This window comes from Brevundimonas bullata, assembly GCF_014207965.1.
GTDB classification, from domain to species: Bacteria; Pseudomonadota; Alphaproteobacteria; order Caulobacterales; family Caulobacteraceae; genus Brevundimonas; species Brevundimonas bullata_A.
Genome location: NZ_JACHLM010000003.1, coordinates 17310 through 43548 on the forward strand (window position 1 = coordinate 17310; position 26239 = coordinate 43548).

Here is a 26239-nt window from a genome sequence, read left to right on the forward strand (position 1 = left end):
ATCCCATGCTCCTGCCCTTCTTCACCGCCCTGCGCGAAGCCCGTGTTCCGGTTTCGCTGAAGGAATGGCTCCATCTGATGGAGGCCATGGACAAGGACGTGGCCGGGCGCGACGTCGAGGCCTTTTACCATCTGTCGCGGGCGGTGCTGGTCAAGGACGAGAAGCACTATGACCGCTTCGATCAGGTGTTCGGCAAGGTGTTCAAGGGGCTGGAGACGGTCGGCGCGGGCGAGGACCTGACCACCGACATCCCCGAGGACTGGCTGCGGCTGCTGACCGAGAAGTTCCTGACCGACGAGGAGAAGGCCCAGATCGAGGCGCTCGGGGGCTTCGACAAGCTGATGGAGACGCTGAAACAGCGCCTGGAGGAGCAAAAGGGCCGGCATGAGGGCGGCAACCGCTGGATCGGCACGGGCGGGACCAGCCCCTTTGGTCACGGCGGCTATAATCCCGAGGGCGTTCGTATCGGCGGGCCGGCCAAGCAGGGCCGCGCGGTCAAGGTCTGGGAAAAGCGCGAATACAAGAACCTGGACGACAGCGTCGAGCTGGGCACCCGCAACATCAAGGTCGCCCTGCGCCGCCTGCGCCGCTTCGCGCGCGAGGGCGCGGCCGAAGAACTGGACATGGACGGCACCATCGACGGCACGGCGCGTCAGGGCTGGCTGGACATCCAGATGCGGCCCGAGCGGCGCAACACCATCAAGGTCCTGCTGTTCCTCGACATCGGCGGGTCGATGGATGGCCATATCAAGCTGTGCGAGGAGCTGTTCTCGGCGGCCAAGACCGAGTTCAAGAACCTGGAGTTCTTCTACTTCCACAACTGCCTCTACGAAGGGGTGTGGAAGGACAATCGGCGGCGGCACAACGAGAAGATCCCGACCTGGGACGTGCTGAACAAATACCCCGGCGACTGGCGCGCCATCTTCGTCGGCGACGCCACCATGAGCCCCTATGAGATCACCATGCCCGGCGGCTCGGTCGAGCACTGGAACGAGGAAGCCGGCGCCGTCTGGCTGAAACGCGCCCGGCAACAGTGGGACAAGTCGGTCTGGCTGAACCCCGTCACCGAACGCTACTGGAGCTATACCCCGTCAGTCGGCCTGATCCGCGAGGTCATGGACCAGAGGATGTATTCGCTGACGCTGGACGGGCTGGACAAGGCGATGCGGGCGCTGACGCGCTGAGGGCCGAGCGCCCAAGCTTGGCCTGGCGTCCGGCTGAAGCTGTGTTAGCGTCGCCTTCTGATCCGGGAGGGACGCGATGATGACGGCTCTGCTTTTCGCCTTGATGCTGCAACAGGCCGCGCCCGCGGTGGTCTGGTCCGACGATCCGCCCGCCCCAGTCGAAGCCGTCGCCGCAGCGCCTGTTCCGGTCCTGCCCGCCCACGCCCTGGCCGACCCCTTTGGCTGGGAGCGGTCGCAGTGCAGCCCCTTCATCCGCAGGGACGAGCCGCTGGAGCATTGTCAGGCGCGGGTGCGGGTGACGTTGGCCGCCGTTCTGGGCGACCGTCTGCCCGACGGCCTGCGCCCCTCCGCGGCGTTGGAAAATTGCACCCCGGGCACGGCGGCGAACGGCTACGCCATGCAGTGCGGACCGCGCCCGGTCGCCGCACTCGGCGCGCCGGCGCCGCTGGAGAAGGTTTGCGACAGCCGCCCCCAACGCACGCCCAGCGGCACCCTCGCCTTCAACAACGACTGCCGTCCCGCCCCGGGCGAGGTGCGCGAACCTGAGGGTTTGCGCATCCGCCTCGGCGGCGACTGACGCGCGCATGAAAAAGCCGCCGCCCCGCGAGGGGGCGACGGCTTGATCTGTGCAAACAGGGTCTAGTTGCGGCCGTCGCGCAAGGTGTCCTTGAGGCCGCCGACAGCGTTCTGGACCTTGCCTTCGACTTGATCGGCACGGCCTTCAGCTTTCAGCTTTTCGTCACCAGTCACCTTACCGGCGGCTTCCTTGATCTTGCCGCCGATATTCTTGGCGGCGCCTTCGACACGGTCATGATCAGGCATGAGAACCCTCTGTATTGACGCCGTCGGACTGACGACGCTTCGACAGAAACAACCGTTCGCGGGCGGGGCGGTTCCCTAGATTTTCGAACGCAGCCATTTCACCACGGCCCAGGCGTGGGCTTCGTGGCGCAGGCGGGACACGGCGTCCAGAGGGTCCAGCCACACCAGCTCATGGTCATCTTCGCACTGGGTCGAGGCGTCGAAACCCGTCAGGCGCACGGTCCAGAAACCGCCGGCATTGTTGACCGGCGAGCCGTCCGTCTTGCGGAAATACTGCGCAGCCTCGGTCAGGCGGTCCTCGGGCTCGACGATCAGGCCCGTCTCCTCGGCGAACTCGCGAACCAGAGCCTGTTGTTCGCTTTCTTCGCCGTCGACGGCGCCGCCCGGCAGGTCGAAATAGCTGCCCTCGCCCCGGTCGACGCGCACGCAGGCCAGCTTGCCGTCTCGTTCGACCAGACCGAAGGTCGCGGCGCGGTGGATGTAGTCGAGGCCGGGTCGGGCCGTTCCAAACTGAAGCTTCATTGAGGCAGACTAACGCGCGTCACGGGCGATGCGAAAGGCCTAAAGGTCGAAGACCAGTTGCGCCCGCACGCCGGGATGCTCGACGTCGAACTCGACCGCAGAACGAAGGCCGCCGGCCATGGCGGAAACGATCTTGGCGCCCAGGCCCGTGCCCTTGGGGGCGCCGTCGCCCAGGCCGGGGCCGTCGTCCTCGACCGTCAACATGGCGCGCCCTTCGGCGACCGCTTGCAGCACGACGCGGATTTCTCCGCCCTCGCCCGGCTCATAGGCGTATTTGACGGCGTTGGTGACCAGTTCGGTGACGATGACGCCGAGCGATACGGCCTGATCCGTCGTAACCCGCATCGACTCGGCGCGCAGGCTGAGGCGAGGCGAGCCGTCGTTGGGCCCGATCGACTTGCCCAGTTCCTCGACCAGGCCATGCAGGTATTCGTCCATCGCCACGGTGGCGAGATCCGACGACGTGTAGAGCCGGCGGTGGACGTGGGCGACCGCCTCGATCCGCACCTGGGCCTCCCGCAGGGCCGAACGCGCGCCCTCGTCGGCCAGTTGGCGCAGTTGCAGCGAGATGAAGCTGGACACCAGTTGCAGGGAATTGCCGACGCGGTGGTTGACCTCTCGCAGCATGGCCTCGGCGCGGTCGCGGGCGATGCGGACCTCTTCCTGGGCCAGCTCGTTCTCGCGCTCGAGGCGACGACGCAGCAGGGCGTCCTCGACCGCCGAGCGCAGCAGGGCGGTGAAGTCCTCTGACACGTCCTTGATGACATAGTCGGCGGCCCCGGCGCGCAGGGCGGCCACGGCGATGCGGCCGTCCTGGGCCCCGGTGACATAGACCACCGGCGGCGGGCTGGGCAGGTTCAGAATGTCGGGAAGGACGTCCAGCCCCTCGCGGCCCGGCATGTAGTGATCCAGGGCGCAGACGTCGAACGCGCCCGCCTGAAGCGCGGCGTAACCGGCGTCGGCGTCGGGGGCGCAGGTCACCTCATAGCCGTGACGGCCCAGTTCCTTCTGGACCAGCCGCGACAGACCCCGGTCGTCGTCGATGTAGAGCAGGCGGATAGGGGCCCCCATGTCGCTCAAGTCGCTCAAATCTCGGGCGCCTGCATGACGGACAGGAAGAGGCCCAACTGCTGGATGGCGCCGGCGAAGGCTTCGTAGTCCACCGGCTTGGTGATGTAGACGTTGCAGCCCAGGTCGTAGCAGCGCTGGATTTCGACCTTGTCGTCAGTCGTGGTCAGGATGACGACCGGGGCGCGGCGCAGGCGCTCGTCCGATTTGACCTTTTCCAGGATGTCAGTGCCCGACATGTCCGGCAGGTTGAGGTCCAGCAGGATCAGCAGCGGCCCGTGGGCGCGGACCTCGTCAGTGAACAGATATTCAAGGGCGGCGTCGCCATGATCGAAGTGAACAATATCGTTGGCGATATTGGCGCGGCGGATGTTCTTTTCGATGAGCTTGGCGTGGCCGTGGTCGTCCTCGACCATGACGATCTTCACGGAATGGCTCATAGACGGTCTCCTGCATCGCCCAGCACGATCAATCGTGTGGGGAATTTCAGATGGAATGTCGAGCCTTGTCCCAGCTCGGATTCCAGCGTGATGGTTCCGCCAAGACGGCGCACGCTGTTGCGGACAAAGGCCAGGCCCAGACCCTCGCCCGGCTGATCCTGCTTTCCGGCCCGCCGGAACAGTTCGAAGATGCGTTCATGGTCGCGCGCGGACACGCCGCGCCCGTTGTCGGTGATGCGATAGTGGACGCGGCCGTCGCCAGTCAGCTCGCCGTCAACCACGATCTGGAGAGGGCGGCCCGGCTGCTGATACTTGACCGCGTTGTCCAGCAGGTTGCCGAAGACCTGCTCAATCGAAAGCCGATCGCTTTCCAGCGCGGGCAGGTCGCGCACCACGATTTCGCCGCCGGTCTCCATGACCTGATGATGCAGACTGTCGGCGATGGACTGAACCACAGCGGTCATGGGCAGGACCTCGGAAACCAGAGCCCGGCGGCCTTCGCGCGACAGCTTCAGAATGGCGTTGATCAGACGGTCCATCTTGGCGGTCGAGGCGCGAATGAAGCCGACGGCCTCGGGCACGTCTTCGCGCACGGCGCGGATGGCCTCGGGTTCGATGGCGTCGGGGTGGGTCTGAGCCAGGGTGGTCAGCTGGTGGTCGAAGATCTTGCCGACCTGCTCCAATTCGGAGGTGTAGCCCATGACGTTGACCAGGGGCGCGCGCAGGTCGTGGCTGACGATATAGGCGAAGCGCTGAATTTCCTCGTTGGCGCGGGTCAGTTCGGCGGTGCGGTCGCGAACCTGATTTTCCAGCCCGGCGTTGACGCGGTCCAACTCCAGCCGGGCGCTCTCGATCTCCTCGACATAGCGGCGCACCAGCCAGACGCTGATGCCCGCCAGGATAAGGATCAGCACAGCGGCCAGGGCGTTGACCGAAACCGTCACCGCCGAGGCGCGTTCGGACTGGCGGGTGCGCTCGGCCAGACGCCGGGCCTCGACGGCGTCGATGGCGGTCAGTTCGACCCGCATGGCGTCCATCAGGGCCTTGCCCTGGCCGCTGCGGATTTGAGACACGGCCTCGCCGATCCGGCCGGTGCGGGTCAGGTCGATGGTGTGGTCCATCAGGGCCATGCGCTGGTGGTAGAGCGTCTGAACCCGCGCGATGCGGGGCTTTAGCTCCTTGTCGTCGCCGATCAGACCGTCCAGACGCGCCAGCACGGCCGGAAGCGCGGCCACGGCGCGGTTGTGAACCCCGAGATATTCCGCGCGCGCCGTCAGCATGAAGCCACGCTGGCCCGTCTCGGCGTCGGCCAGCAGGCTGAGCACGTCCTTGGAGGCCAGGCGCACCTGCTGACTGTGATCGACGGTGTCGTTATAGGCCGCCGTGCGCTGGATCATGACGAAGGTGGCCGCGTTCACCGCCAGCAGCAGCAGGATGGCCAAGGCCAACAGGGCGATGATCGAACGACTGAGGGTCGGCGTGCGCAGAAAGCCGCCAAAGTTGCGCAGGGCCAGCCGAATGCGTTTCATGCCCGACAGCTTATCGACCGAACCCCTTGAGTCCAGTCGTTAACCTCGATCCCGATCAGACCGTGCCGACGGTCCGCAGCCGGGCCTTGGGGTGGACCTCGTTCTGGCTCATCACCACGGTCTGGCCGCGGAAACGCTCGATGATGGAGCGGACATAGGGGCGCACCTGGGGGCCGGTCAGCAGGACCGGATTTTCACCCGACATGGCGGCGCGCTCGAAGACGTCGCGGACGTTGCGGATGAAGTCCTGAAGGCGGCTGGGAGCCATGGCCAGTTGCTTGTCCTCGCCCGGACCGATCAGGCTTTCGGCGAAGGCCTGCTCCCAGTCGGGCGACAGGGTGATGATGGGCAGGGCGCCGTCGTCGCCGCGGTTGGCCCAGCACAGCTGGCGCGCCAGACGGGTGCGGACGTGCTCGACCAGGGTGGTGACGCTGGTGGTGTGGGGCGCGGCCTCGGCCAGGCCTTCGAGGATGGCGGGCAGATCGCGGATCGAGACCTTTTCCCGCAGCAGGCTTTGCAGCACCCGTTGCAGGGTGGTGACGGTGACGACCGTGGGGATCAACTCCTCGATCAGCTTCTGTTCCTCGCCCTTCAGCTCCTTCAACAGCTTCTGCACCTCGGCGTAGGTCAGCAGCTCGGCCATGTTCTCCTTGAGGATCTCGGTCAGGTGCGTGGTCAGCACCGTCGAGGGATCGACCAGGGTGTAGCCGCGGAAGGTGGCCTCTTCGCGCAGGGATTCATCGATCCAGGTGGCGGGCAGACCGAAGGCCGGCTCGCGCGTGTGCTCGCCTGGCAGCTCGACCTGACGACCCGCCGGGTCCATAGCCATCAGGGACGACAGGCGCACCTCGCCGGCCCCGGCCTCCATCTCCTTGATGCGAATGGCGTAGCCCTGATTGGGCAGGCGCATGTTGTCGAGGATGCGCACGCTGGGCATGACGAACCCGTATTCCTGGGCCAACGAACGGCGCAGGGCGCGGATCTGATCGGTCAGGCGACGGCCTTCCAGATCATTGATCAGCGTCAGCAGGGCGTAGCCAAGCTCGATCTTGACCTCGTCGATGGTCAGGGCGGTGGAGATCGGCTCCTCGACATCCTCCTTGGGCTTGCCCAGGTCAACAGCCCCCTCGACCACGGCGGGCCTGAGCCGGTTGCGACCCAGGCGCCAGGCCATGAAGCCGGAACCAATGGCCAGGGCGGCGAAGGGGATCAGCGGCATGCCCGGGATCAGGCCGATCAGGCCTGCGGCGCCCGAGACGACGCCCAGCGACACCGGGTTTGTGGCCAGTTGCGCCACCAGGGCCTTGTCCGCCGTGCCCTCGACGCCCGCCTTGGACACCAGGAAGCCGGCGGCGATGGAGATGATGATGGCCGGGACCTGGGTCACCAGGCCGTCGCCGATGGTCAGCTGGACATAGGTGTTGGCCGCCTCGCCCACCGGCAGCTGGTGTTGCAGCACCCCGATCAGCAGGCCGCCGATGGCGTTGATGAAGGTGATGATCAGGCCCGCCACGGCGTCGCCGCGCACGAACTTGGAGGCGCCGTCCATGGCCCCGAAGAAGGTGGATTCCTGCTCCAGCTCCTTGCGACGCAGCTTGGCCTGGTCCTCGTCGATCAGGCCCGACGACAGGTCGGCGTCGATGGCCATCTGCTTGCCCGGCATGGAGTCCAGAGTGAACCGGGCCGAGACCTCGGCGATACGGGTCGATCCCTTGGTGATGACCACGAAGTTCACCACCAGGACGATGGCGAAGATGATCACCCCGATGATGAAGTTGCCCCCCATCATCAGTTGGCCGAAGGCGTTGATGACCTGACCGGCGCTGTCGTGACCTTCGTGGCCGTGGGTCAGGATCAACCGGGTCGAGGCTAGGTTGAGGCCCAGGCGGAACAGGGTCGAAACCAGCAGCACCGTGGGGAAGATGGCGAAATCCAGCGGCCGCTTCATCATCACGGCCGTCATCAGGATCAGCACGGACGAGACCAGCGAGATCGCCAGCAGCAGGTCCAGAAGCATCTTCGGGACCGGCAGGATCAGCAGCATGATGACGCCGATCACGCCGAGCGCCATCATCACTTCGCCGCGCATCACCCAGCCGAGCGCGTCACGCCCGGTGGGGCGCGCATAGCCGTCCTTCATCAGGATCGGCGCATCAACCATGGCGGCGGGCGAAGCTCATCCCGCCTGATGACAGGATTCGCGCGGTCTCAGCCATGGCCGAGGGCTTTCAACGCCAGACGGGTGGCGTCGGCGATGACGGCCTCGCGCTGGGCGTCGGTCGAATCCCGCGTGGCGTGGAAATAGACGGCGATGACCATGGGCGCTTCCTTGGGCGGCTGGATCAGGCCGATGTCGTTGGTCGGGCCATAGCCGCCGGTGCCGGTCTTGTGCGCCACGGTCCAGCCGGCGGGCACGCCCGCCTTGATGCGGCCCTGCCCGGTCGGGGTGTCGGTCATCCAGCGCATCAGCAAGGCCTTAGAGGTGGGGTTCAGCGGGGTCTCGGGCGAGACCAGCAGACGGCTGATGTTCTGCACCGACTGGATCGGGGTGATGGTGTCCTTATCGCCATCCGCGCGGTTCATCTCGGGTTCGAGACGGTCGACGCGGGTGCTGTCGTCGCCGATGCCGCGATAGAAGGCGCGCAGGGCGTCCAGCCCGCCCATCTCACGGATCAGGATGTTGGCGGCGGGGTTGTCGCTCAGCTCGACCGTGGCCTTCATCAACTGCTCGACGGTCAGGGTCGAACCGACCGCCGGTTCCGTGGTCGGGGCATGGTTGATCATGTCGGCGGCGGTGATCGGGATGGCGCGATCCAGCCGCTCCTGCCCGGCCTGGACGCGCAACAGGGTGGCGGCGGCCAGGTACATCTTGAAGGTCGAGCAATAGACGAAGCGTTCGTCGCCGCGCCAGGCGGCGTTCATTCCGCCCGAGGCCACGGCCAGACCCAGGCGACCGCCGTGGCGCGCTTCCAGGTCCGACAGGTCCAGATCCAGCGTCTCGCCGTCCGCCGCCATGTCGGCGTCCAGATCGGTTTCGGCGGACTTCACCTCGCGCGAGCAGGCGGCAAGCATCAGCGCGCCCGCGCCCAGCAGCATGATCCGGCGGTCGGCGCCCATGGGTCTAGCCCGCCGCGCCGTAGGCGGCGGCCACGCCCGACTGCGGGGCCGGGATGGGCGTGCCTTCGTCGGCGTATTCGTTCAGCTTGTTGCGCAGGGTGCGGATCGAGATGCCTAGAATCGTCGCGGCATGGGTGCGGTTGCCCAGGCAGTGGTTCAAAGTGTCGAGGATCAGGGTCTTTTCCATCTCGGCCACGGTCTGTCCGACGAAGCTGCGGGTCATGGCGCCGGCCATCTGGGCCGCATGACCGGCGACGCCGGCGTCATAGGTCGAGGCGGTCGGCGACGGCGCGGTCGATCCGCCTTCCAGCAGGGGGCGGCCGTCCGGCAGGCGGATGGCGTCGACGTCGATCTCGGGCCCCGTAGCCAGCAGGACGGCGCGGTGCATGGCGTTTTCAAGCTCGCGCACGTTGCCGGGCCAGCGGTGGCCGACCAGGGCGCGGCGGGCGTCGACCGAGATCGGGCGCGGCGGCACGCCGTTCGCGGCGGCGTATTTGCGCACGAAGTGGTCGCACAGGACGGCGATGTCGCCGGGACGTTCGCGCAAGGACGGCAGGCGCAGGTTCACCACGTTCAGGCGATAGAGCAGGTCCTCGCGGAAGGTCCCCTCGGCCACGGCCTTGGCCAGGTCGCGGTTAGAGGTGGCGATGATGCGGATGTTGACCGGCACCGGCTTGGAGCCGCCGACGCGGTCGATGACCCGCTCCTGGATGGCGCGCAGCAGCTTGGCCTGCAGCCGGGCGTCCATCTCGCTGATTTCATCCAGCAGAAGCGTGCCGCCGTCGGCCTCTTCGAACTTGCCGATGCGGCGCGCGACGGCGCCGGTGAAGGCGCCCTTCTCGTGACCGAACAGCTCGGATTCCAGCAGGTTGTCGGGAATGGCGGCGCAGTTGACGCTGATGAAGGCGCGGTCGGCGCGCTTGGAGCCGTTGTGCAGGTGACGGGCCATCACCTCCTTGCCGACGCCGCTTTCGCCGGTGATCAGGATGGAGGCGTCCGAACGCGCCACCTGATCGGCCAGGGCGACGACGGCCTTCATCGCCGGATCGGCCGAGATCATCGGGCGCTCGTCGTCGGCCACGGCGGACAGGACGGCGGCGATCAGGTCCGCCTCGGGCGGCAGGGGGATGAACTCCTTGGCCCCGGCGCGGATGGCGTCGGCGGCCTCCTTGGCGTCGGCGTCCACGCCGCAGGCGACGATGGGCACGAAGATGCGCTCGGCGTCGTTGGCGGCGATCAGGGCGGCGATGTCGATGCGGTAGTCGACCATCATCAGGTCGGCCCCCTGCCCGCGACGCAGTTGCTCGGTCGCCTGATCAGCGCGTTCGACGTGCTGGACCTTGGCGCCGTGCGCCATGGCCATCTTCACCGCCGTCGCCAGCTGTCCGCTGAGCCTGCCAACCACCAGAAGCCGCATGGGTCTTCTCCTCTAGATCTCTACTGCGAAAACCGGGCGGCCAATCAGGCGCCCGAGTCCTCGGTCTTGATGATTTCCGTCATGGTCACGCCCAGGCGATCCTCGACGACGACGACCTCCCCGCGGGCGACCAGACGGTTGTTGACGAAGATGTCGATGGCCTCGCCGACCTTGCGGTCCAGCTCCAGCACCGAGCCGCGATTCAGCTTCAGCAGCTGGGCGACCGACATGTGGGCCTTGCCCAGCACGGCCGAGATATTGACCGGAACGTCGAAGACGGTGGCCAGGTCGGCGGCGGACTTGTCGCCGCCCTCATCGGCGATGTTCAGGGCGGTGGAGTCGCCGAACTCTTCCAGGGCGAGATCGTCGGTGGCCATCAGAAGGCGCTCCTGTCGAGGGGTTCAGCATGACCGGCCTCGGCCGCGAGCGCGGCCTCCAGCGCGGCGGAGACGCGGGCGGCGACGCCCTCGGGATCAAACTCGGCGCGGCCGTCGGCCCATTCCAGGGTGAAGGCGGCGGCAGGGGCGCCGGCGTCCTCGCGGAAGGCGATCAGGCCGCTGAAGCCGGCGTCGGCGCACAGGGCCTCCACGTGGGCGCGGGTCTCGGCGTCCAGCCCGGCGGCGCGAACCTGCAACCGGGGCGAGGCGTCGATTTCCTGGGCCAGTTGTTCGATGGCGGCTTCCAGCGGGCGGCGCGGGAAGCGGTCGAAGGCGGCGGAGGCCAGGGTGCGGGCGGCGGCGACGGACAGTTCAGCTGACTGATGGCGGTGCGCCTCGGCGACCGTGCTCAGGGCGCCGGCGGCATGGGCCACCGTCTGGGCCAGGGTCGACAGGGCGTCGGCGCGCAGGGCCTCGACCTCGGCCAGGGCCTGCTGACGGGCTTCCAGCCGCGCCTGGGCGACCAGGGCGTCGACCTCGGCGGGGGCGAAGGAGCGCTTGACCGGCTGCCAGGCCGAGGGGCGCACGACGTCGCCGTGAGCGTCGAACTCGGTGTCGAAGATGAAAGGGCGCGCGGTGGAGGGGATGCCGGTCATGTCAGTAGATCAACTCGTCGTCGCCGCTCTGGCCGGCCAGCATGATGTCGCCGCGCGCGGCCAGGTCCTTGGCCACCTGGACCATGGTCATCTGGGCGGCGTCGACGTCCTTCAGGCGGACAGGCCCCATGGATTCCATGTCTTCGCGCATGATCTTCGAGGCGCGCTCGGACATGTTGGAGAAGAACATTTCGCGCAGCGCGTCCGAGGCGCCCTTGAGCGCCAGACCCAGTTGGTCCTTTTCGACCGCGCGCAGCAGGGTCTGCACGCCGCCGGGGTCCAGCTTGGACAGGTCCTCGAACACGAACATCAGCGAGCGGATGCGTTCGGCGGAATCGCGGCTGCGTTCCTCCAGGGCGCCGATGAAGCGGGCCTCAGTCTGGCGGTCGAAGCTGTTGAAGATGTCGGCCATCAGTTCATGGCTGTCCCGCTTGGACGTCCGCGCCAGGTTGGACATGAACTCGGTGCGCAGAGTCTGCTCGATCTTGTCGAGGATGTCGCGCTGTACCGGCTCCATGCGCAGCATGCGCTGGACGCACTCCAGGGCGAAGTCTTCCGGCAGGGCCGTCAGCACGCGCGAGGCGTGGTCAGGCTTGACCTTGGACAGGACCACGGCGACCGTCTGCGGGTATTCGTTCTTCAGATAGTTGGCGAGGACGGCCTCGTTCACATTGCCGAGCTTGTCCCACATGGTCCGACCGGCAGGGCCGCGGATTTCCTCCATCAGGGCGTCGACGCGGTCGCCCGACATGAAGGAGGCCAGCAGGCGCTGGGTCTGTTCGTAGCTGCCCATCAGGGCGCCGGCGCCGCCGATGCCCGAGACGAACTCGACCAGGACTTCCTCAACCACCTGGGCGGCGACCGTGCCGAGCCCGGCCATGGCCTGGGAGACCTCCTTGATCTCCTCCTCATCGAGCTGCTGCCACAGGACGGTGTGCTCTTCGCCCAGCGACAGCAGGACGACTGCGGCGCGTTCAGGCCCCGTCAGCTTGCGGATGTCGTCGACCGCGCCCTTTTTGCTCACCAGACGGGTCATTAGGTTTCATGCACCCAGGAGCGGAGAATGGCGGTCGATTCCTCGGGGTGGGAATCGACGAAGTCGGCCACCTTCTTGATCGAGGAGGCCTTCACCTGTCCCTCGATGCGGGCGATGTCGAGGCGCTGATCCATCTCCGAAGGCCCGGACAGCATCTGCGGCTGGCCCGGCAGGACGCCGCCGACCAGCTGGGTGTCCAGCGGCGTCACCGGCATGCCGTTGGCGCCGACCAGGGCGGGCACGCCGCCGCCGCCCGAAGCCGTCTTCAGCAGGGGCCGCACGACGAAGAAGATCAGCAGCAGGCCGGTGACCAGCAGCACCAGCAGCTCGACCCCGCGCATGATGTCGTTCTTGTCGAAGTTGAACATCGACGAGCCTTCGTCCGCGCCCGGCGCCGCCGACGGCTCGCGGTTGAAGCGGACGTTGACCACCTCGATCTTGTCGCCGCGCGTCTCGTCGATGCCGACGGCGGCGGCGACCAGGGTCTTGATCTGCTGCACTTCTTCGGCGGTGCGCGGGGCGTAGGTCGGCTCGCCCTTGCCGTCGGCGGCGGGGGTGTACTTGCCGTCCACGGCGACGGAGACCGACAGCTTCTTGACCTCGCCCGGCTCCTTGACCGTCGTCGTCGTGGTGTTGGAGATCTCGTAGTTGGTGGTCTCGGTGTTTTCCGAGTTGGTCGAGCCGATCGGCGTAGCGTTCGGGGCCTGACCGCCGGGGATATTGTTGGTGGCGGTGACGCCGCCGTCGGCCTGGCCCGTCGTGTCCTGCGACTGCGAGCCGTTGGTCGAGGTCGAGCGGACGACCTGGCCGTCGGGATCGTACTTTTGTTCCTGGGTGGTGGAACGGCTGTGGTCGATGTCGGCGGTGACCTGGACCCGCGCGGCGCCGGCGCCGACGACGCCCTCGACGATGTCCTTGATGCGCGCCTGAAGCTGGGACTCGGTCGTGGCCTTGGCGGCTTCGGCGTTGGCCGAGGTGAAGCCGGTGTCTTCCGAGCCGGCGGCCAGGGTGCGGTTGGACTGGTCGGTCACCGTGACCTTGTCCGGCTTCAGGTTCGGCACCGAGGAAGCGACGACGTTGCGGATGGCGCGGACCTGGTCGGCGCTCAGGTCGCGACCGCCGACGCCCACGACCACGGCGGCGGTCGGGTCGGTGGCGGCGGCCTGGAACATTTCCCGGCGCGGCATGGTGATATGGACGCGGGCCGAGGTGATGCCGCGCATCGACATGATGGTGCGCGACAGCTCGCCTTGCAGGGCGCGCTGCTCGTTGAGGTTCTGCTGGAACTCGGTCTGGCCCAGCACCGACTGGTTGTCGAAGATCTCGTAGCCGACGCTGCCCGAGGTCACGAGACCCTTGCCCGCCAGCAACAGGCGCGCGGTGCCGACTTCGTCGCGGCTGACGAAGATGGTCGAGCCGTCGCCCTTGGAGCTGTACTTGATCGCAGCCTGATCGAGGGCGGCGCTGATCTCGGAGGCTTCGCGCAGGTCGAGGTTGGAATAGAGCAGAGCGTCAGGCGCCTGGCCCACACGCAGCATGACGGCGACCAGCACAGCGGCCACGCCCGCGGCGACGCCAAGCACTGCGGCCAAGCGGCCGATCCCGAACTTCTGCAACGCCGCCGTGAAGCCGCCCACGCGTCCCCGCCTCATACTGGCGGGAGGACCACACCGCCCCGCTAGGCAGAAACTGCCGCCTGGATGGTAAACGCCGCGTTAAGATGCGTTAAAGATTGAAGGAATCCTCCCTTTCCCCTCTCGCCTTTAGGGAGAAGGTGGCTCGCGCAGCGAGACGGATGAGGGGTGACTGCGCGACCGCCGCCTTTAGGCGAACCCAAACACGAAAAAGGGGTGAGGCCCTGCCGGCAACGGCAATGCTCACACCCCTCATCCGAGCGCCTTCGGCGCCCACCTTCTCCCTCAAGGGGAGAAGGGCTTTCTTTCGCCTTAGGCCGCCTTCAGCAGCTCCGCCTTCTGCTCCGCCGCCGCCTTGATGCGGGCTTCGGCGATGGCGTCAGCGATCAGGTGGGTCGGCTTGTTCTCGACCACCGAACGCTCGAGGATTTCCTCGAAGGTGTCCATCAGGCGCGACAGCTTGCCCTCGACCCACGAGGCGTCATAGGCGCCGCCCGACTGGCGGGCGTTCATTTCCGAGGCGACGTTGATGATGCCGCCGCCGTTGACGACGTAGTCGGGGGCGTACAGCACCCCGCGACGGAACAGCTCGTCGCCGATGTCGGCGGTGGCCAGCTGGTTGTTGGCGGCGCCGCAGACGGCCTTGACCTTGAGGCGGTCCAGGGTCTGCAGGTTCAGCGTCGCGCCCAGGGCGCAGGGGGCATAGATGTCGGCGGCGACGTCATAGATGGCGTCAGGCGAGACGATCTCGGCGCCGGTCTTGGCGGCCACGGCGTCCAGGTTGGCCTGGTTGACGTCGGTGATGATCAGCTTGGCGCCGGCCTTGTGCAGCTTCTCGGCCAGATAGGCGCCGACGTGGCCGACGCCCTGGATGGCGACGGTCAGGCCGGTCATGTCGTCTTGGTTGAACAGGCGGCGCGCCACGACCAGGTTCGAGCGGAACACGCCCTCGGCGGTGACGGGGCTCGGGTCGCCCGAGGCTTCCGGGCCGTCCTTGAGGCCGAGCACGTATTCCGTGACCTTGCGGGCCTCGGCGATGTCCTCGACCGAGGTGCCGACGTCTTCGGCGGCGTAGTAGTTGCCGCCCAGGCCGTTCAGGAAGCGACCGAAGGCGCGGAACAGCTCCGGCGACTTCTGGGTGCGGCTGTCGCCGATGATGACCGACTTGCCGCCGCCCATTTCGAGGTCGGCGACCGCGTTCTTGTAGCTCATGCCCTTGGACAGACGCAGCACGTCTTCCAGCGCTTCCTCAGCGGTGGCGTAGTTCCACATGCGGGTGCCGCCGACGGCGGGGCCGCGCGCGGTAGAGTGAACCGCGACGATGGCCTTCAGGCCGGTTTTCTCGTCATGGAAGGCGTGGACGCCTTCATGGTTCGCGAAAGAGGGGGAATCAAACAGCGTCTTGCCCATGACAGGCCTTTCCTGGGGTATTTTTTATTGCGCGAGGAGATACGCCGCGCCCGCCTAAACGGCAAGCATGACGGTTTCGCGTCAGGAAAAGACTCAGCGCGCCTTGGGATCAGCCCGCAGCGCCGGCAGCACCGGCCCGGCCCCGGACGGCAAGGGCGCGGCGGCGTCGCGCAGCCAGGCCTCGACGTCGCGATAGACGACCTCGCCCTGCAGGTCGCGGTTCAGGATGTGCCAGCCGTTCGGATAATAGGCGGTGCGCAGGTTGGGCCGCTCGCCCGCCCGCTCCAGCGCCAGCCGCATGGGCCCCTTGCGCACGATCTGGTCGTGGGCGCCGTAGAGCAGCAGGGTCGGTTTCTCGATCGCGCCGAGACGCATCGAGGCCGCTTCCATCAGGTCGACCAGGCCATGCATGGAATCAAAGCGGGTGGAGAGGATGCTGGACGGATCGCGGCCATTGCGGATCAGCTCCAGCGTATTGTCCGAGGCGCGGATATTGCGCACCGCGAAGGCGGGGGGCTCAACCGCCCTGTCGCCAATCAGCCGGGCGGCGGCCCAGAGGCCGGCGCGGTTGAACGGACTCTGGCTGGACCAGCCCCAGACGCCGGGAGCCAGAAGGACCACACGGTCGGCGTCTGGCGGGCTCTCGCCTCCGAAGGCGGCGATGGTCGATGAGCCGCCCATGCTCTCGCCGGCCACTACGATCAGGGCGTTGGGCCGCTCGGCGCGGACAAGCGAGACGATGGTGCGCAAGTCGGCGCTGGTCAGGCTTTCGGGGGCGAACTCGCCGCGATGGGGCGACAGGCCGAAGCCGCGCTGGTCATAGGCCCAGGTCTCGATGCCGCGTGTCGCCCACCACGGCCCGGCCAGTCGGAAGGAGGCGTAGTGGTCGTTGAAACCGTGCAGGGCGACGATGACGGCCCAGGGTTGCTGGCCTTCCGGGCTCCAGCGCAGATAGGGCAGCCGCGCGCCATCCTGAACCACGAAGACGCCGCGATCCAGCGCCTCCGCCTCGATGCGCGGGCCGGTGAAGCCGACGGGCGGAGTCTGCGGGCCTTGCAGATGCGGCGTGGCGCAGGCGGACAGGGCAAAGCTGAGCAGCACGGCGCCCATCCACCCGCGAAGAGCCTTCCCTTTTCCCTTCGAGGGAGAAGGTGGGCGCTGAAGGCGCTCGGATGAGGGGGAGGTTTCGGCAGGCAGACGGTCCGCCGATGAGTATGAGGTTGCCCGCCCCCACATCCGTCTTGCTCCGCAAGCCACCTTCTCCCTCGAAGGGAGAAGGGAAAGAAAGCTGCGCATTACGCCAGTATCTCCGCTGTACTCTGGCGAAGGTAGGGCAGAACCTCGGTTTCAAACCACGGATTTTTGCGCAGCCAGGCCGTATTGCGCCACGACGGGTGCGGCAGGGGCAGGACGGCGGGGGCGTAGTCGCGCCAGGCGCGGACGGTTTCGGTCATGGTGGCGCGGGCTTTGTCGCCCAGAGCCCAGGTCTGGGCGTAGCCGCCGACCAGCAGGGTCAGCTCGACCTTGGGCAGTTCGGCCAGCAGCCGGGGCCGCCACAGCTCGGCGCAGCGGCGCGGCGGCGGATAGTCGCCGCCTTTCGGGTCTGTGCCGGGAAAGCAGAAGGCCTGGGCGGCGACGCCCAGACGCGGATCGCCGTAGAAGGTGGCCTCGTCCACGCCCAGCCAGTCGCGCAGGCGGACGCCGGACGGGTCGGTGAAGGGCAGACCGCTTTCATGCACCCGCCGCCCCGGCGCCTGGCCGCAGATCAGCAGGCGCGTCTGGGGCGCAACCATGACCACCGGGCGCGGCGTGTGGGGCAGATGACCCAGGCAGGCCCGGCAGGCGCGGATGTCGGCCAGGACTTCGTCCAGGCCGGTGTCCGGTTCAGTCGAAATCGTCATCCGATTTTTCGACCGGCGGCAGGGCCGCCAGAGCCGCAGCCGTCTCGGCCTCGGTCGGCAGGCGCAGACGGATCACGCCCTTGAAGGCGTTCGGATCGACCACCTTGCCCTTCTTGGTGATGGTCAGCTTGCCCTGACGCATCAGGCCCAGGGCCGTGGCGCGAACCTTGGGCAGCATGCGCTGCCACTGCTCGGGCTGCAGCTCTTTGGCTACGTCCGAAGGTTCAATGCTCTTGCCGCCGACGTTCTTGGGGTCGGCCTTGGCCAGTTTTTCAAAAATGGCCGCTTCGATTGGATCGCTCATAGGGTCTATATGCTGCACCGCAAGATCGGAAAGAAGGCGTAATCGGCATGGTCGCGAAAATCACAGTCACCGAAGGCGAGTTCGCAGGTTGGCAAACCTATGACCTGCACGACACCTTCGACGTGGTGGTCGGCCCCTTCTACGGCAAACTGGACCCCGACGGCCATATGCGCTGCGCCTTCCGCGCCGAGCAGAAACACATGAACGCCGGCGGCCGCATGCACGGCGGCTGCCTGATGACCTTCGCCGACATCGCCATGTTCCAGATCGCCTATCAGGAGATGGAGGGGGCGTCCGGCGTGACGGTGCAGCTGGATTCCACCTTCATCGACGGCGCCTATGTGGGCGAACTGATCGAGGCGACCGGCCAGGTCACCAAGGCGGGCAAGAGCCTGATCTTCGTGCGCGGCCAGATCAATACCGGCGAGCGACTGTTGATGACCTTCTCGGGCGTAATCCGGAAATTCACGCCGCGCGACTGAAGCCGCCTACTTCGCAGGCGCGGCGTAAACCACGCGGCACTCGCCATCGACCGTGGTGTAGCGGCCGTTGGCGGCGTCCACGAAGGCGATGCGGCCGCCGTCGTTGTACTCGACCTTGCCGGTCGAGCGGCCCTTGAAGGTTTCGACGCCATAGGTCCAGCAGGTGATGTCGGCCGGGCGGTCGCTGAAGGTCGCGTCATTGCGCGCGCGCCGGCTTTCCGTGCAGGCGGCGGCGGACACGGCGAGACCGAGGACGAGGGTGATCGTAACTGCTCTGTTCATGCCGCACAGCTTGGCACGGCGAACAGGGGTCGAAAAGCCTTTAGACCCCGGCCTTCGCCGCAGGACGTGCGCGGCAGGCCTCCAGCCAGCGGGCCAGATGGGTGAACTCTTCCGGCGGGCGGTATTTGACCAGTCGCGCGAAGTCGAGGCCCACGGCGGCGACGATGTCGGCGATGGTGAAGCGGTCGGCGGCGATGAATTGGTGCTCGGCCAGCTGGCGGTCCAGCAGACGCATGAACTTCTCGGCGCCGACGCGGCTGTATTCCGCCACCTGCGGCTGGGGGGCTTCCAGCGCGGCCAACGCGGGATGGCTGAAGCGGACGTTCAGCATCATCGGATTGGCCAGATAGATCTCGCAGCGGCGGGTCCACATCTCGATCAGCGCCTGCTCCTTCGCATCGTGACCGAACAGGTTCGGCTCCGGGTTCAGCGCCTCCAGATAGCGGCAGATGGCGATGGACTCAGAGATGAAGGTCCCGTCGTCCAGTTCCAGCGCCGGGACGTGGGGCACGCCGACCTTGGCGCGATAGTCCGCCGTGCGGTGCTGACCGGACAGCAGGTCGATCTCCACAAAGTCGACGTTGTCGACGCCCTTCTCGGCCATGACCCAGCGGACCCGGCGCGGATTGGGCGCGCGATGCGAGGTGTAGAGCTTCATCGGAAACGATCCCCTCAGTCTGTCGGAAGACGCTTTACTGGCCAAACACCGAGGCCGGCATGGCCCCGACGATGCAGGCGGTCATCAGGGTGGCCAGGAAGCCCGCGAACAGGGCCTTCCACACCAGACCCAGAACCTCCTCGCGGCGCTCGGGCATCAGCACCGACAGGCCGGTGACGGTGATGCCGACCGAGCCGATGTTGGCGAAGCCGCACAGGGCGTAGGTCATCAGCATCCGGGTGCGCTCGCTCATATCGCCGGCGGGGACCTCGCCCAGTTTGATGAAGGCGACGAACTCGGTCAGCGTCAGCTTGACGCCCAGCAGCCAGCCGGCGGTGTGAGCGTCGGCCCATTCCACCCCGATCAGCCAGGCGACGGGCGAGAAGACCACGCCCAGAATGCGCTCGACGCTCAGTTGCTCGCCGCCGATCCAGAAGGCGCCCAGCATGACGTTGGCCAGGGCCACCAGGGCCACGAAGACGATCAGCACCGCCGAGATGTTCAGCACGACCATCAGGCCATCCGAGGTGCCCTTGACGATGGCGTCGACGGCGCCGTCGTATTTCAGCGCCGAGTTGTAGTCGGCGACCGCACCGCCCTGCCCCGGCTTCTCGGGAATGATGATGCGGGCCAGCAGGATGCCCGCCGGGGCCGAAACGATGGAGGCGACCAGGACGTGGCCCGCCGCATTGGTCAGGACCGGGCCGAGAATGGTGGCGTAGGCCACCATGGTCGAGCCGGCGACGGTGGCCAGACCGACCACCATCATCAGGAAGACCTCGGACCGGGTCAGCTTGTCCAGATAGGCGCGGATGACGATGGGGCTTTCGATCATGCCCAGGAAGACGTTGGCCGCGACCGCCAGAGCCGAGGCGCCGCCCAGACCCATGGTGCGCTGGAACAGGAAGCCGAAGCCCAAGGTGATCCACTTCAGGATCTTCCAGTGCCACAGCAGGGCCGACAGGGCCGAGATCACCAGGATCAGCGGCAGGACCTTGAAGGCGAAGGTGAACAGGGCGCCTTCATTGGCGACGGCATAGGGTTGGTCGCCGCCGGCCAGATAGCCAAAGACGAACTTGGTCCCCTCTTCGGTCGCCAGTTCCAGCCCCTTCACGGCGTTGTTGATGGCGTCCAGCACCACCTGTGAACCCGGAATGGCGAAGGTCGCCAGCACCAGGGCCGCCTGCACCGCCACCGCCCCGATCGCCAACCGCCAGGGGAAGACCTTGCGGTTCTCGGACACCGCCCAGCAGAGGGCGATGATGACGACCAGGCCGAACAGGCTCTGGAGGTTCAGGAGGGTGAACATGGGAAAGGCGGCTCCGGGAGCGACCGACGGCCGAGAGCCGCCTTTAAAATCTGCTTGAACGCTACCCTAAGCCTTCTGGTCAAGAGCGCGTGCGGCGTCCTGCCGCGGCAAAGCCTCGCCGGAGCCTAAACTTCGCCGTTATGCGAGCGGCCAATCACCGTTACGTCATCAATGGGGAGAGGTCGGATGCGCAAGGAACTGATCTGGGCGGCGGCGGCGAGCGCCCTGCTCGCGGGATGCCAGGACGCGTCGCGTCAGCACCTCGAGGAGTCTGTGGACATGGCCCTGATGGAACCGGCGCCGCCCGCCGGGGCCGCGTCCGCGCCAGGCAGCGCCGCCACCCCGGTCGTCGCGCCCAGCATCGCCTATGCCTATCGTTTCGGGCTGGAGCTTCCGGCCGACGCCGTGCCGACCGTGATGGGACGGCACGAACAGGCCTGCATCGCCGCCGGGCCGTCAGTCTGTCAGGTGATCGGCGCGAGTTCCAGCCGCATGGGCCGCGATTCCGTCGAAGCCCGACTGGAGATGCGAGCGGCGCCCGCCTATGTCGGCCGCTTCCGCGCGGCGCTGGATGGCGAGGCCAGGGGCGCGGGCGGACGCGTGTCCCAGCAGGCGGTCGAGAGCGAGGACCTGACCCGGCAACTGGTTGACACCGAGGCGCGGATGCGGGCGATGGAAACCCTGCGCGACCGGCTGCAGCAGCTGCTGGCCACCCGCAGCGGCACGCTGGAACAGTTGCTGCAGGTCGAGCGTGAACTGGCGCGGGTGCAGGGCGAACTGGACGCGACGCGTTCGGCCCTGGCGGTCATGCGGACGCGGGTGCAGACCTCGAGACTGGACGTCACCTATAGCGCGGCGGGGCGACTGGCGCCCGACAGCGCGGCGCGACCGGTCGTGGATGCGCTGAACTCGGCCTCATACGCCTTCATGACGTCGCTGGGGATGCTGATCCTGGTTATCGCCAGCGTCCTGCCGGTCCTGTTGGTCGGGGCCCCGCTGATCTGGCTGCTGTGGCGCTGGCGCAGGCGCGTGCGCGCCCGCAAGGCCGCCGAGGCGGCGCGCAAGAAAAAGGCGGAGGGTGACCCCTCCGCCTGATCTGATCAGAGCTGGCCGCGAACCAGCTTGCCGTAGTCGTCCATCAGGCTCAGCGACAGCTCGCCCGGCGTGAAGCGGTGCTCGCCGATCTCGCTGACCGGAGTGACCTCGGCGGCCGAGCCGGTGAGGAAGCACTCCGAGAAGTCTGACAGCTCTTCCGGCAGGATGTCGCGAACCACGACCTCGATGCCCTTGGCCTGAGCCATCTCAATCACGGTCTGGCGGGTGATGCCGTCCAGGATGTGATCGACGCGCGGGGTGTGCAGGACGCCGCCCTGAACGAAGAAGACGTTGGCCCCGGTGGCCTCGGCGACATAGCCGCGCCAGTCCAGCATCATGGCGTCAGCGTAGCCGCGCTTCTCAGCCGCCGTCTTGGACATGGTGCAGATCATGTAGAGGCCGGCGGCCTTGGCCGTCGACGGGGCCGTGGCCGGGTCCGGGCGGCGCCACTTGGCCCACTCCAGACGGATGCCGCGCTTCTTGACCTCCGGGTCGAAATAACTGGGCCACTCCCAGGCGGCGATGGCCAGGTGAACCTTGCTGTTCAGCGAGGAAACGCTGAGCTGTTCGGCGCCCAGATAGGCCACCGGACGGATGTAGCAGTCCGTCATGCCGTTCTTTTCGCAGGTTTCCTTGCAGGCGGCGTCGATCTCGGCCACGCTATAGGGAATGTCGAAGTCGAGCAGGTTGGCGGAGCGTTTCAGGCGCTCGCTGTGCGCCGTCAGCTTGAAGATTTCGCCGCCGTACATACGCTCACCCTCGAAGACCGACGAGCCGTAGTGAAGGCCATGGGTCAGAACGTGCGTTTTTGCTTCCCGCCAGGGCACGAACGCGCCGTCAAACCAGATCCAGCCGTCACGATCGTCGAAAGGAACGAAGGCCATTGAATAACGTCTCCCGGGGATGTGGTCCGGTTACACTCTTCTCTCCCGCCGCCGTCAACGCCTTTGCGTTCGGCAGGATCGCCTAGAACATGACTGATACGCGCTCGAACGGCCGCTCCGGCCCTGTTGCAGCCCCCGGCGCCGGCCGCCACCTTCTGGTCGTGGACGATGACGACAGAATCCGCGAACTGCTGAAAGAGTTCCTGGCGCGCGAGGGCTATCGCGTGACCGGCGCCGCCCATGCGGGCGCGGCGCGGCGGCTGGTCGAACTGATCGAGTTCGACCTGATCGTGCTGGACGTCATGATGCCCGGCGAGAGCGGTTTCGACCTGACCAGCTGGATCCGCAGTCAGGCGTCGCTGTCCAAGACCCCCGTCCTGCTGCTGACCGCCAAGGGCGATCCCAACGACCGGATCGAAGGCCTGTCGCGCGGCGCCGACGACTACATGTCCAAGCCCTTCGACCCGCGCGAGCTGGCGTTGCGGATCGAGGCCATCCTGCGCCGTACCGGCGGCAAGCCGATGACCCCGCGCGAGATCCGCATGGGGCCGGCGGTGTTCGACATGGAGCGGCTGGAGCTGACCCGCGACGGCGAACTGCAACGCCTGACCGAGGCCGAGGCGCAACTGCTGAAGACCCTGGCGATCCACGCCCACTCGCCGGTCGAGCGGATGAACCTGTCGCCCGACACCGCCGACATCACCGGCCGCGCCGTGGATGTTCAGGTGACGCGCCTGCGCCGCAAGCTGGAGGCCGACCCCAAGAACCCGCGCTATCTGCAGACCGTGCGCGGCGTCGGCTACATGCTGGCCCCGGATTGATCGGCCGATGAGGCTGCTGCCCCTCCCTCTCTGGGCGCGGATGATCAAGCGCCGTCTGCCGACCTCGCTATGGGGGCGGTCGCTGCTGATCATCGTCCTGCCGGTGCTGGTCATGCAGGGGGCCGTGACCTGGGCCTTTTTCGACGCCCACTGGCAGGCCGTGACGGCGCGCCTGTCCGAAGGGCTCGCGGGAGACGTGGCCTGGGCCGCCGAAAGCTATCGCGACCAGCCGACGCCGCAGAACCTGAGCGTCATCGCCGACCGGGCCGAGCGGTCGATGCAGCTGTCCATCGCCTTCCAGGAAGGGGCCGTCCTGCCCAAGGAACAGCGGCGCGGCGCCATCGGCGTGGTCGATCGCACGCTGGAGAAGGCGCTGGCTTCGCGGCTGGACCAACCCTTCTGGTACGACACCACCCGCTACCCCGCCTATGTCGACATCCGGGTGCAGGAGCCCGGCGGCGTGCTGCGCGTCATCGCTCCGCGCGAACGGGCTGTGGCGACCCAGGCGCATATCTTCGTGCTGTGGCTGACAGTGGCGACCATTCTGCTCCTGGGGGTGGCGGTGCTGTTCATCCGCAATCAGGTGCGGGCCATCGAACGTCTGGCCGACGCCGCCGAGGCCTTTGGTCGGGGCGAGACCGTGCCGCGCTTCAAGCCGCACGGCGCGCGGGAAGTCCGCGCCGCCGCCAGCGCCTTCCTGGACATGCGCGCCCGCATCCAGCGCCATATCGAGCAGCGCACCGCCCTGCTGGCCTCGGTCAGCCACGACCTGCGCACGCCCCTGACCCGTCTGCGGCTAGAGCTGGCTCTGGCCCCGCCCTTCAAGCGGGCCGAGGCCATGAAGGGCGACCTGGACGAGATGGAGCACATGATCGACGAATACCTGGCCTTCGCGCGCGGCGAGGCGGGCGAGGCGATCCAGACGGTCTCGGTCCCCGAGATGCTGCGCCGCGCCGCCGAGGACGCCCGCCGCGCCGGGGCCGAGGTCACGGTCGAGACGCCCGACGAACTGGACGCCCATCTGCGCCCCCTCGCCTTCCGCCGCGCCCTGAACAATCTGGCCGGCAACGCGGCCGTGCACGGTGAGCATGTCCGGCTTTCGGCCCGTCCCCTGCCCTCGGGCGGCATCGAGATCGCCATTGAGGACGACGGGCCCGGCATCCCCGACGACATGCACGAAGAAGCCTTCCGGCCCTTTTCCCGGCTGGACGCCTCGCGCAATCAAAACAGCAAGGGCGTCGGCCTGGGTCTGGCCATCGCCCGCGACGTGGCGCGCGGCCACGGCGGCGACATCACCCTGAGCCGCAGCGACCTGGGCGGCCTCAAGGCCTCAATCCGGCTGCCCGGATGATCTGTCGCACCCCCCTAGCGTTACCGTAGGAACGGGGCCATGTTGCACCCGTTCCAGGGGGGCCTGGATCAGGAGTCCGTATGATGCGTCATTTCGCATTTCTAGCACCGCTCACCGCCGCGATCGCACTGGCTGGCGCCGCCGCCGCTCAACCGTCGTCCGTCAGCGTCACCGTCAGCCCCGACTTCGCCAAGACCGCCGCTGAACTGGGCCAACGCGACGTCCAGCAGCAGGTCGATGATCTGACCGCCACGGTCACGCGTGTCCTGACCGAGCGCAACGCTCTGGACGTCGCCCGGATCGAACTGGTCATCACTGACCTGAAGCCGAACCGTCCGACCATGCAGCAGGTGACCGACAAGCCCGGCCTCGACATGATGCGCAGCCTCTCGATCGGCGGCGCCGCCATCGAGGGCTCGGTCACAACCGCGTCGGGCGAGGTTCACCCGGTGAAGTACGACTATTATTCCAGCACCCTGGCCGAAGTGCGCGGTTCCACCACCTGGCAGGACGCCAGCACCGCCTTTGACCGCCTGGCGCGCAACCTGGCCGAAGGCCGCTACGTCAAACGCTGAAGGGTCAGCCGCTAAGTTCGGTGGACTTGACTACAGCCGCCTGAACGGCGCTCTCGACCGCCCGGTCGAGGGCGCCGTTTTCGTTCAGAGCCAACAGGCCAGCCTGGGTCACGCCGCCGGGCGAGGCTACGCGGTCGATCAGGGCGTCCAGGGCTTCGGCGCCTTCAACGCCCGCTGCGGCGGAGCGCAGGGTGGCGCGGGCCAGCCGCACGGCGGCCTCTGGCGTCAGGCCTTCCGCGACCCCGGCCTGGGCCAGGGCGCGGGTGAAGGCGAAATAATAGGCGGGGCCGCAGCCGGACACGGCGGTCGCGGCATGCATGGCGGCTTCGTCGTCCAGATGGACGGTCTCGGCGATGGGCGCGAACAGGGCCTCGCCCACCGCGCGGGCCGCGGCGTCAGCGGCCCAGATGGTCGCCACGCCCTGAGCCTGAGCCACGCCGGTGGTCGGCATGATGCGCACAATGGAACGACCGTCGAAGCCTTGGGAAATCGTCTCGCGCCTCACCCCGGCCATGACCGAGACGATGACGGCGTCGGAAGCGAGATGCGGCAGGATAGAGCGCGAGGCCTCGAACCACTTGGCCGGTTTGACGCCGATGACAAAGACGCGGGCGTCGGCCAGGGCCTCAAGCGGCGGATTGATCCGCGCGCCCAGGGCCCGCGCCGCCTCGGCGGCGGGCTTCTCGGACGGGGTCAGGATGATGAGGTCGGCGGGATCGACCGCGCCGGTCTTCAGCCAGCCCTCCAGGATGGCCGAGCCCAGTCGTCCCACGCCTTGCAGGACGACCGGGCGGCTCATTACGCGTTGCCCACGGTTTCGAACAGGCAGGCGTCGATCGCTTCCTGGGCCTTCTTGGAGCCGCGCACCATGAAGTCGAAGGCGGGATAGTAGCGGTCGGCGGCCTCGATGGCGGCGTCGATCATGGACGCGGCCTGGGCCAGGGTCGGACGCTCGCTGTGCGGAAGGGCCAGCGAGTGACGGAAGACGATCTCGCCCTCGTCCGGCCAGACCTCGAAATGGCCCAGCCAGGTGCGCTGGTTGATCATCGCCACCAGTTCATAGGCGGCGGCGCGGCGCGTCTTCATGACGCGCAGGTCCAGGGCGCAGCACAACTGCAGGCAGTCGCCCTCGGGCCGCCAGGCGAACCACAGCTCATAGTCCTTCCAGTCGCCGGCCAGGGCGAAGGCGAGATCGCCGTCGTCCGTGCGGTCGAACGGCAGGTTCTCCGCGTTGAGGACATGCTCCACGACATCAAGGGGGTCGTAGGGAACGTCGACCTCTTCGGGTCGGGCTGCATCCATCAGGGATTCACATTCTTACTCAGGGGTCGCGACTCACGACCTGCAAACGAACGGTAAACGTGT

The 26239-nt window shown here is 67.4% G+C and carries 29 protein-coding genes; 7 read left to right on the top strand and 22 right to left on the bottom strand.

Annotated features, from left to right (window positions below):
* Window positions 1-5 precede the first annotated feature (5 nt).
* Together HNP51_RS08730 and HNP51_RS08735 are read left to right on the top strand one after the other, a co-directional pair.
* Entirely contained in the window at window positions 6-1184 is a 1179-nt protein-coding gene (locus HNP51_RS08730) for a VWA domain-containing protein (protein WP_184270429.1), read from the top strand.
* A 79-nt stretch (window positions 1185-1263) separates the two neighbouring features.
* On the top strand, window positions 1264-1761 hold the full coding sequence (locus HNP51_RS08735) for a hypothetical protein (protein WP_184270426.1): 498 nt from the start codon (window positions 1264-1266) through the stop codon (window positions 1759-1761).
* A 62-nt stretch (window positions 1762-1823) separates the two neighbouring features.
* Here the strand turns inward: HNP51_RS08735 and HNP51_RS08740 are convergent, their stop codons facing one another.
* The 16 genes from HNP51_RS08740 to HNP51_RS08815 form a co-directional block, all read right to left on the bottom strand.
* The gene (locus HNP51_RS08740; protein ID WP_184270422.1) at window positions 1824-2006 is read right to left on the bottom strand and encodes a CsbD family protein; all 183 of its coding nucleotides are present in this window, start codon (window positions 2004-2006) and stop codon (window positions 1824-1826) included.
* Window positions 2007-2081: 75 nt separating this feature from the next.
* Window positions 2082-2528: an NUDIX domain-containing protein gene (locus tag HNP51_RS08745; RefSeq protein ID WP_184270419.1), complete on the bottom strand. Its 447-nt coding sequence runs from the start codon at window positions 2526-2528 to the stop codon at window positions 2082-2084.
* 39 nt (window positions 2529-2567) lie between these two features.
* Entirely contained in the window at window positions 2568-3617 is a 1050-nt protein-coding gene (locus tag HNP51_RS08750) for a sensor histidine kinase (RefSeq protein WP_260398442.1), read from the bottom strand.
* Window positions 3614-4036, bottom strand: coding sequence for a response regulator (locus HNP51_RS08755; protein WP_184270416.1), 423 nt, complete (start codon window positions 4034-4036; stop codon window positions 3614-3616). The genes HNP51_RS08750 and HNP51_RS08755 overlap by 4 nt, the downstream gene beginning before the upstream one ends.
* Window positions 4033-5565, bottom strand: coding sequence for a CHASE3 domain-containing protein (locus HNP51_RS08760; RefSeq protein WP_184270413.1), 1533 nt, complete (start codon window positions 5563-5565; stop codon window positions 4033-4035). The genes HNP51_RS08755 and HNP51_RS08760 overlap by 4 nt, the downstream gene beginning before the upstream one ends.
* A gap of 55 nt (window positions 5566-5620) precedes the next feature.
* Window positions 5621-7705, bottom strand: coding sequence for a flagellar biosynthesis protein FlhA (gene flhA, locus HNP51_RS08765; RefSeq protein ID WP_260398476.1), 2085 nt, complete (start codon window positions 7703-7705; stop codon window positions 5621-5623).
* A gap of 68 nt (window positions 7706-7773) precedes the next feature.
* Window positions 7774-8682 carry a class A beta-lactamase gene (gene bla, locus HNP51_RS08770; RefSeq protein WP_221415863.1) on the bottom strand — a complete coding sequence of 303 codons (909 nt, stop codon included), beginning with the start codon at window positions 8680-8682 and terminating at the stop codon, window positions 7774-7776.
* A 4-nt stretch (window positions 8683-8686) separates the two neighbouring features.
* Entirely contained in the window at window positions 8687-10099 is a 1413-nt protein-coding gene (locus HNP51_RS08775) for a sigma-54-dependent Fis family transcriptional regulator (protein WP_184270407.1), read from the bottom strand.
* Window positions 10100-10143: 44 nt separating this feature from the next.
* The gene (gene fliN / locus HNP51_RS08780; protein WP_105563903.1) at window positions 10144-10476 is read right to left on the bottom strand and encodes a flagellar motor switch protein FliN; all 333 of its coding nucleotides are present in this window, start codon (window positions 10474-10476) and stop codon (window positions 10144-10146) included.
* Window positions 10476-11132, bottom strand: coding sequence for a flagellar assembly protein FlbE (locus HNP51_RS08785; protein ID WP_184270404.1), 657 nt, complete (start codon window positions 11130-11132; stop codon window positions 10476-10478). The genes fliN and HNP51_RS08785 overlap by 1 nt, the downstream gene beginning before the upstream one ends.
* Window position 11133: 1 nt before the next feature.
* Complete coding sequence (gene fliG, locus HNP51_RS08790) at window positions 11134-12168, bottom strand: flagellar motor switch protein FliG (RefSeq protein WP_184270401.1); 1035 nt, start codon at window positions 12166-12168, stop codon at window positions 11134-11136.
* A complete protein-coding gene (gene fliF, locus HNP51_RS08795; protein ID WP_184270398.1) occupies window positions 12168-13805 on the bottom strand; it encodes a flagellar basal-body MS-ring/collar protein FliF in 1638 nt (545 codons plus the stop codon). Before fliF ends, fliG begins: the two co-directional genes overlap by 1 nt.
* Before the next feature lie 309 nt (window positions 13806-14114).
* A complete protein-coding gene (locus tag HNP51_RS08800; RefSeq protein ID WP_184270395.1) occupies window positions 14115-15212 on the bottom strand; it encodes a Glu/Leu/Phe/Val dehydrogenase in 1098 nt (365 codons plus the stop codon).
* Between the two features lie 93 nt (window positions 15213-15305).
* Window positions 15306-16322 (bottom strand): alpha/beta fold hydrolase, encoded by a 1017-nt coding sequence (locus HNP51_RS08805; protein ID WP_184270392.1) that lies wholly within the window; start codon window positions 16320-16322, stop codon window positions 15306-15308.
* A 185-nt stretch (window positions 16323-16507) separates the two neighbouring features.
* Window positions 16508-17113, bottom strand: a complete 606-nt coding sequence (locus HNP51_RS08810; protein ID WP_184270389.1) for a uracil-DNA glycosylase family protein — start codon at window positions 17111-17113, stop codon at window positions 16508-16510.
* Window positions 17097-17417 (bottom strand): DUF3253 domain-containing protein, encoded by a 321-nt coding sequence (locus HNP51_RS08815; RefSeq protein WP_184270387.1) that lies wholly within the window; start codon window positions 17415-17417, stop codon window positions 17097-17099. The genes HNP51_RS08810 and HNP51_RS08815 overlap by 17 nt, the downstream gene beginning before the upstream one ends.
* Window positions 17418-17464: 47 nt before the next feature.
* Here HNP51_RS08815 and HNP51_RS08820 point away from each other — a divergent pair, with 47 nt between their 5' ends.
* Complete coding sequence (locus HNP51_RS08820; RefSeq protein WP_184270384.1) at window positions 17465-17899, top strand: PaaI family thioesterase; 435 nt, start codon at window positions 17465-17467, stop codon at window positions 17897-17899.
* A 6-nt stretch (window positions 17900-17905) separates the two neighbouring features.
* On the opposite strand, the gene HNP51_RS08825 is transcribed toward HNP51_RS08820, so the two are convergent.
* Genes HNP51_RS08825 through HNP51_RS08835 form a run of 3 tightly spaced genes read right to left on the bottom strand, consistent with a single transcriptional unit; the run spans window position 17906 to window position 20148 of the window.
* Window positions 17906-18181 (bottom strand): hypothetical protein, encoded by a 276-nt coding sequence (locus tag HNP51_RS08825; RefSeq protein ID WP_184270381.1) that lies wholly within the window; start codon window positions 18179-18181, stop codon window positions 17906-17908.
* A gap of 40 nt (window positions 18182-18221) precedes the next feature.
* Window positions 18222-18839, bottom strand: a complete 618-nt coding sequence (locus HNP51_RS08830; RefSeq protein ID WP_184270378.1) for a glutathione S-transferase family protein — start codon at window positions 18837-18839, stop codon at window positions 18222-18224.
* Between the two features lie 34 nt (window positions 18840-18873).
* Window positions 18874-20148, bottom strand: a complete 1275-nt coding sequence (locus tag HNP51_RS08835; RefSeq protein ID WP_184270375.1) for a NupC/NupG family nucleoside CNT transporter — start codon at window positions 20146-20148, stop codon at window positions 18874-18876.
* A 186-nt stretch (window positions 20149-20334) separates the two neighbouring features.
* On the opposite strand from HNP51_RS08835, the gene HNP51_RS08840 reads away from it, so the two are divergent.
* The gene (locus tag HNP51_RS08840; protein ID WP_184270372.1) at window positions 20335-21243 is read left to right on the top strand and encodes a DUF4349 domain-containing protein; all 909 of its coding nucleotides are present in this window, start codon (window positions 20335-20337) and stop codon (window positions 21241-21243) included.
* A 5-nt stretch (window positions 21244-21248) separates the two neighbouring features.
* Here HNP51_RS08840 and HNP51_RS08845 read toward each other — a convergent pair whose 3' ends face one another.
* Window positions 21249-22127 (bottom strand): branched-chain amino acid aminotransferase, encoded by an 879-nt coding sequence (locus HNP51_RS08845; protein WP_184270369.1) that lies wholly within the window; start codon window positions 22125-22127, stop codon window positions 21249-21251.
* Between the two features lie 89 nt (window positions 22128-22216).
* On the opposite strand from HNP51_RS08845, the gene HNP51_RS08850 reads away from it, so the two are divergent.
* The 3 genes from HNP51_RS08850 to HNP51_RS08860 all read left to right on the top strand — a co-directional run bounded on the left by HNP51_RS08850 (window position 22217) and on the right by HNP51_RS08860 (window position 24874).
* Window positions 22217-22948, top strand: coding sequence for a response regulator (locus HNP51_RS08850; RefSeq protein ID WP_184270366.1), 732 nt, complete (start codon window positions 22217-22219; stop codon window positions 22946-22948).
* Between the two features lie 7 nt (window positions 22949-22955).
* Window positions 22956-24299 (top strand): ATP-binding protein, encoded by a 1344-nt coding sequence (locus HNP51_RS08855; protein WP_184270363.1) that lies wholly within the window; start codon window positions 22956-22958, stop codon window positions 24297-24299.
* A gap of 83 nt (window positions 24300-24382) precedes the next feature.
* Window positions 24383-24874: a hypothetical protein gene (locus HNP51_RS08860; protein ID WP_184270360.1), complete on the top strand. Its 492-nt coding sequence runs from the start codon at window positions 24383-24385 to the stop codon at window positions 24872-24874.
* 4 nt (window positions 24875-24878) lie between these two features.
* Here the strand turns inward: HNP51_RS08860 and HNP51_RS08865 are convergent, their stop codons facing one another.
* Together HNP51_RS08865 and HNP51_RS08870 are read right to left on the bottom strand one after the other, a co-directional pair.
* Window positions 24879-25673, bottom strand: coding sequence for a pyrroline-5-carboxylate reductase (locus tag HNP51_RS08865; RefSeq protein ID WP_184270357.1), 795 nt, complete (start codon window positions 25671-25673; stop codon window positions 24879-24881).
* Window positions 25673-26176: a YbjN domain-containing protein gene (locus HNP51_RS08870; RefSeq protein WP_184270354.1), complete on the bottom strand. Its 504-nt coding sequence runs from the start codon at window positions 26174-26176 to the stop codon at window positions 25673-25675. Before HNP51_RS08870 ends, HNP51_RS08865 begins: the two co-directional genes overlap by 1 nt.
* Window positions 26177-26239 lie beyond the last annotated feature (63 nt).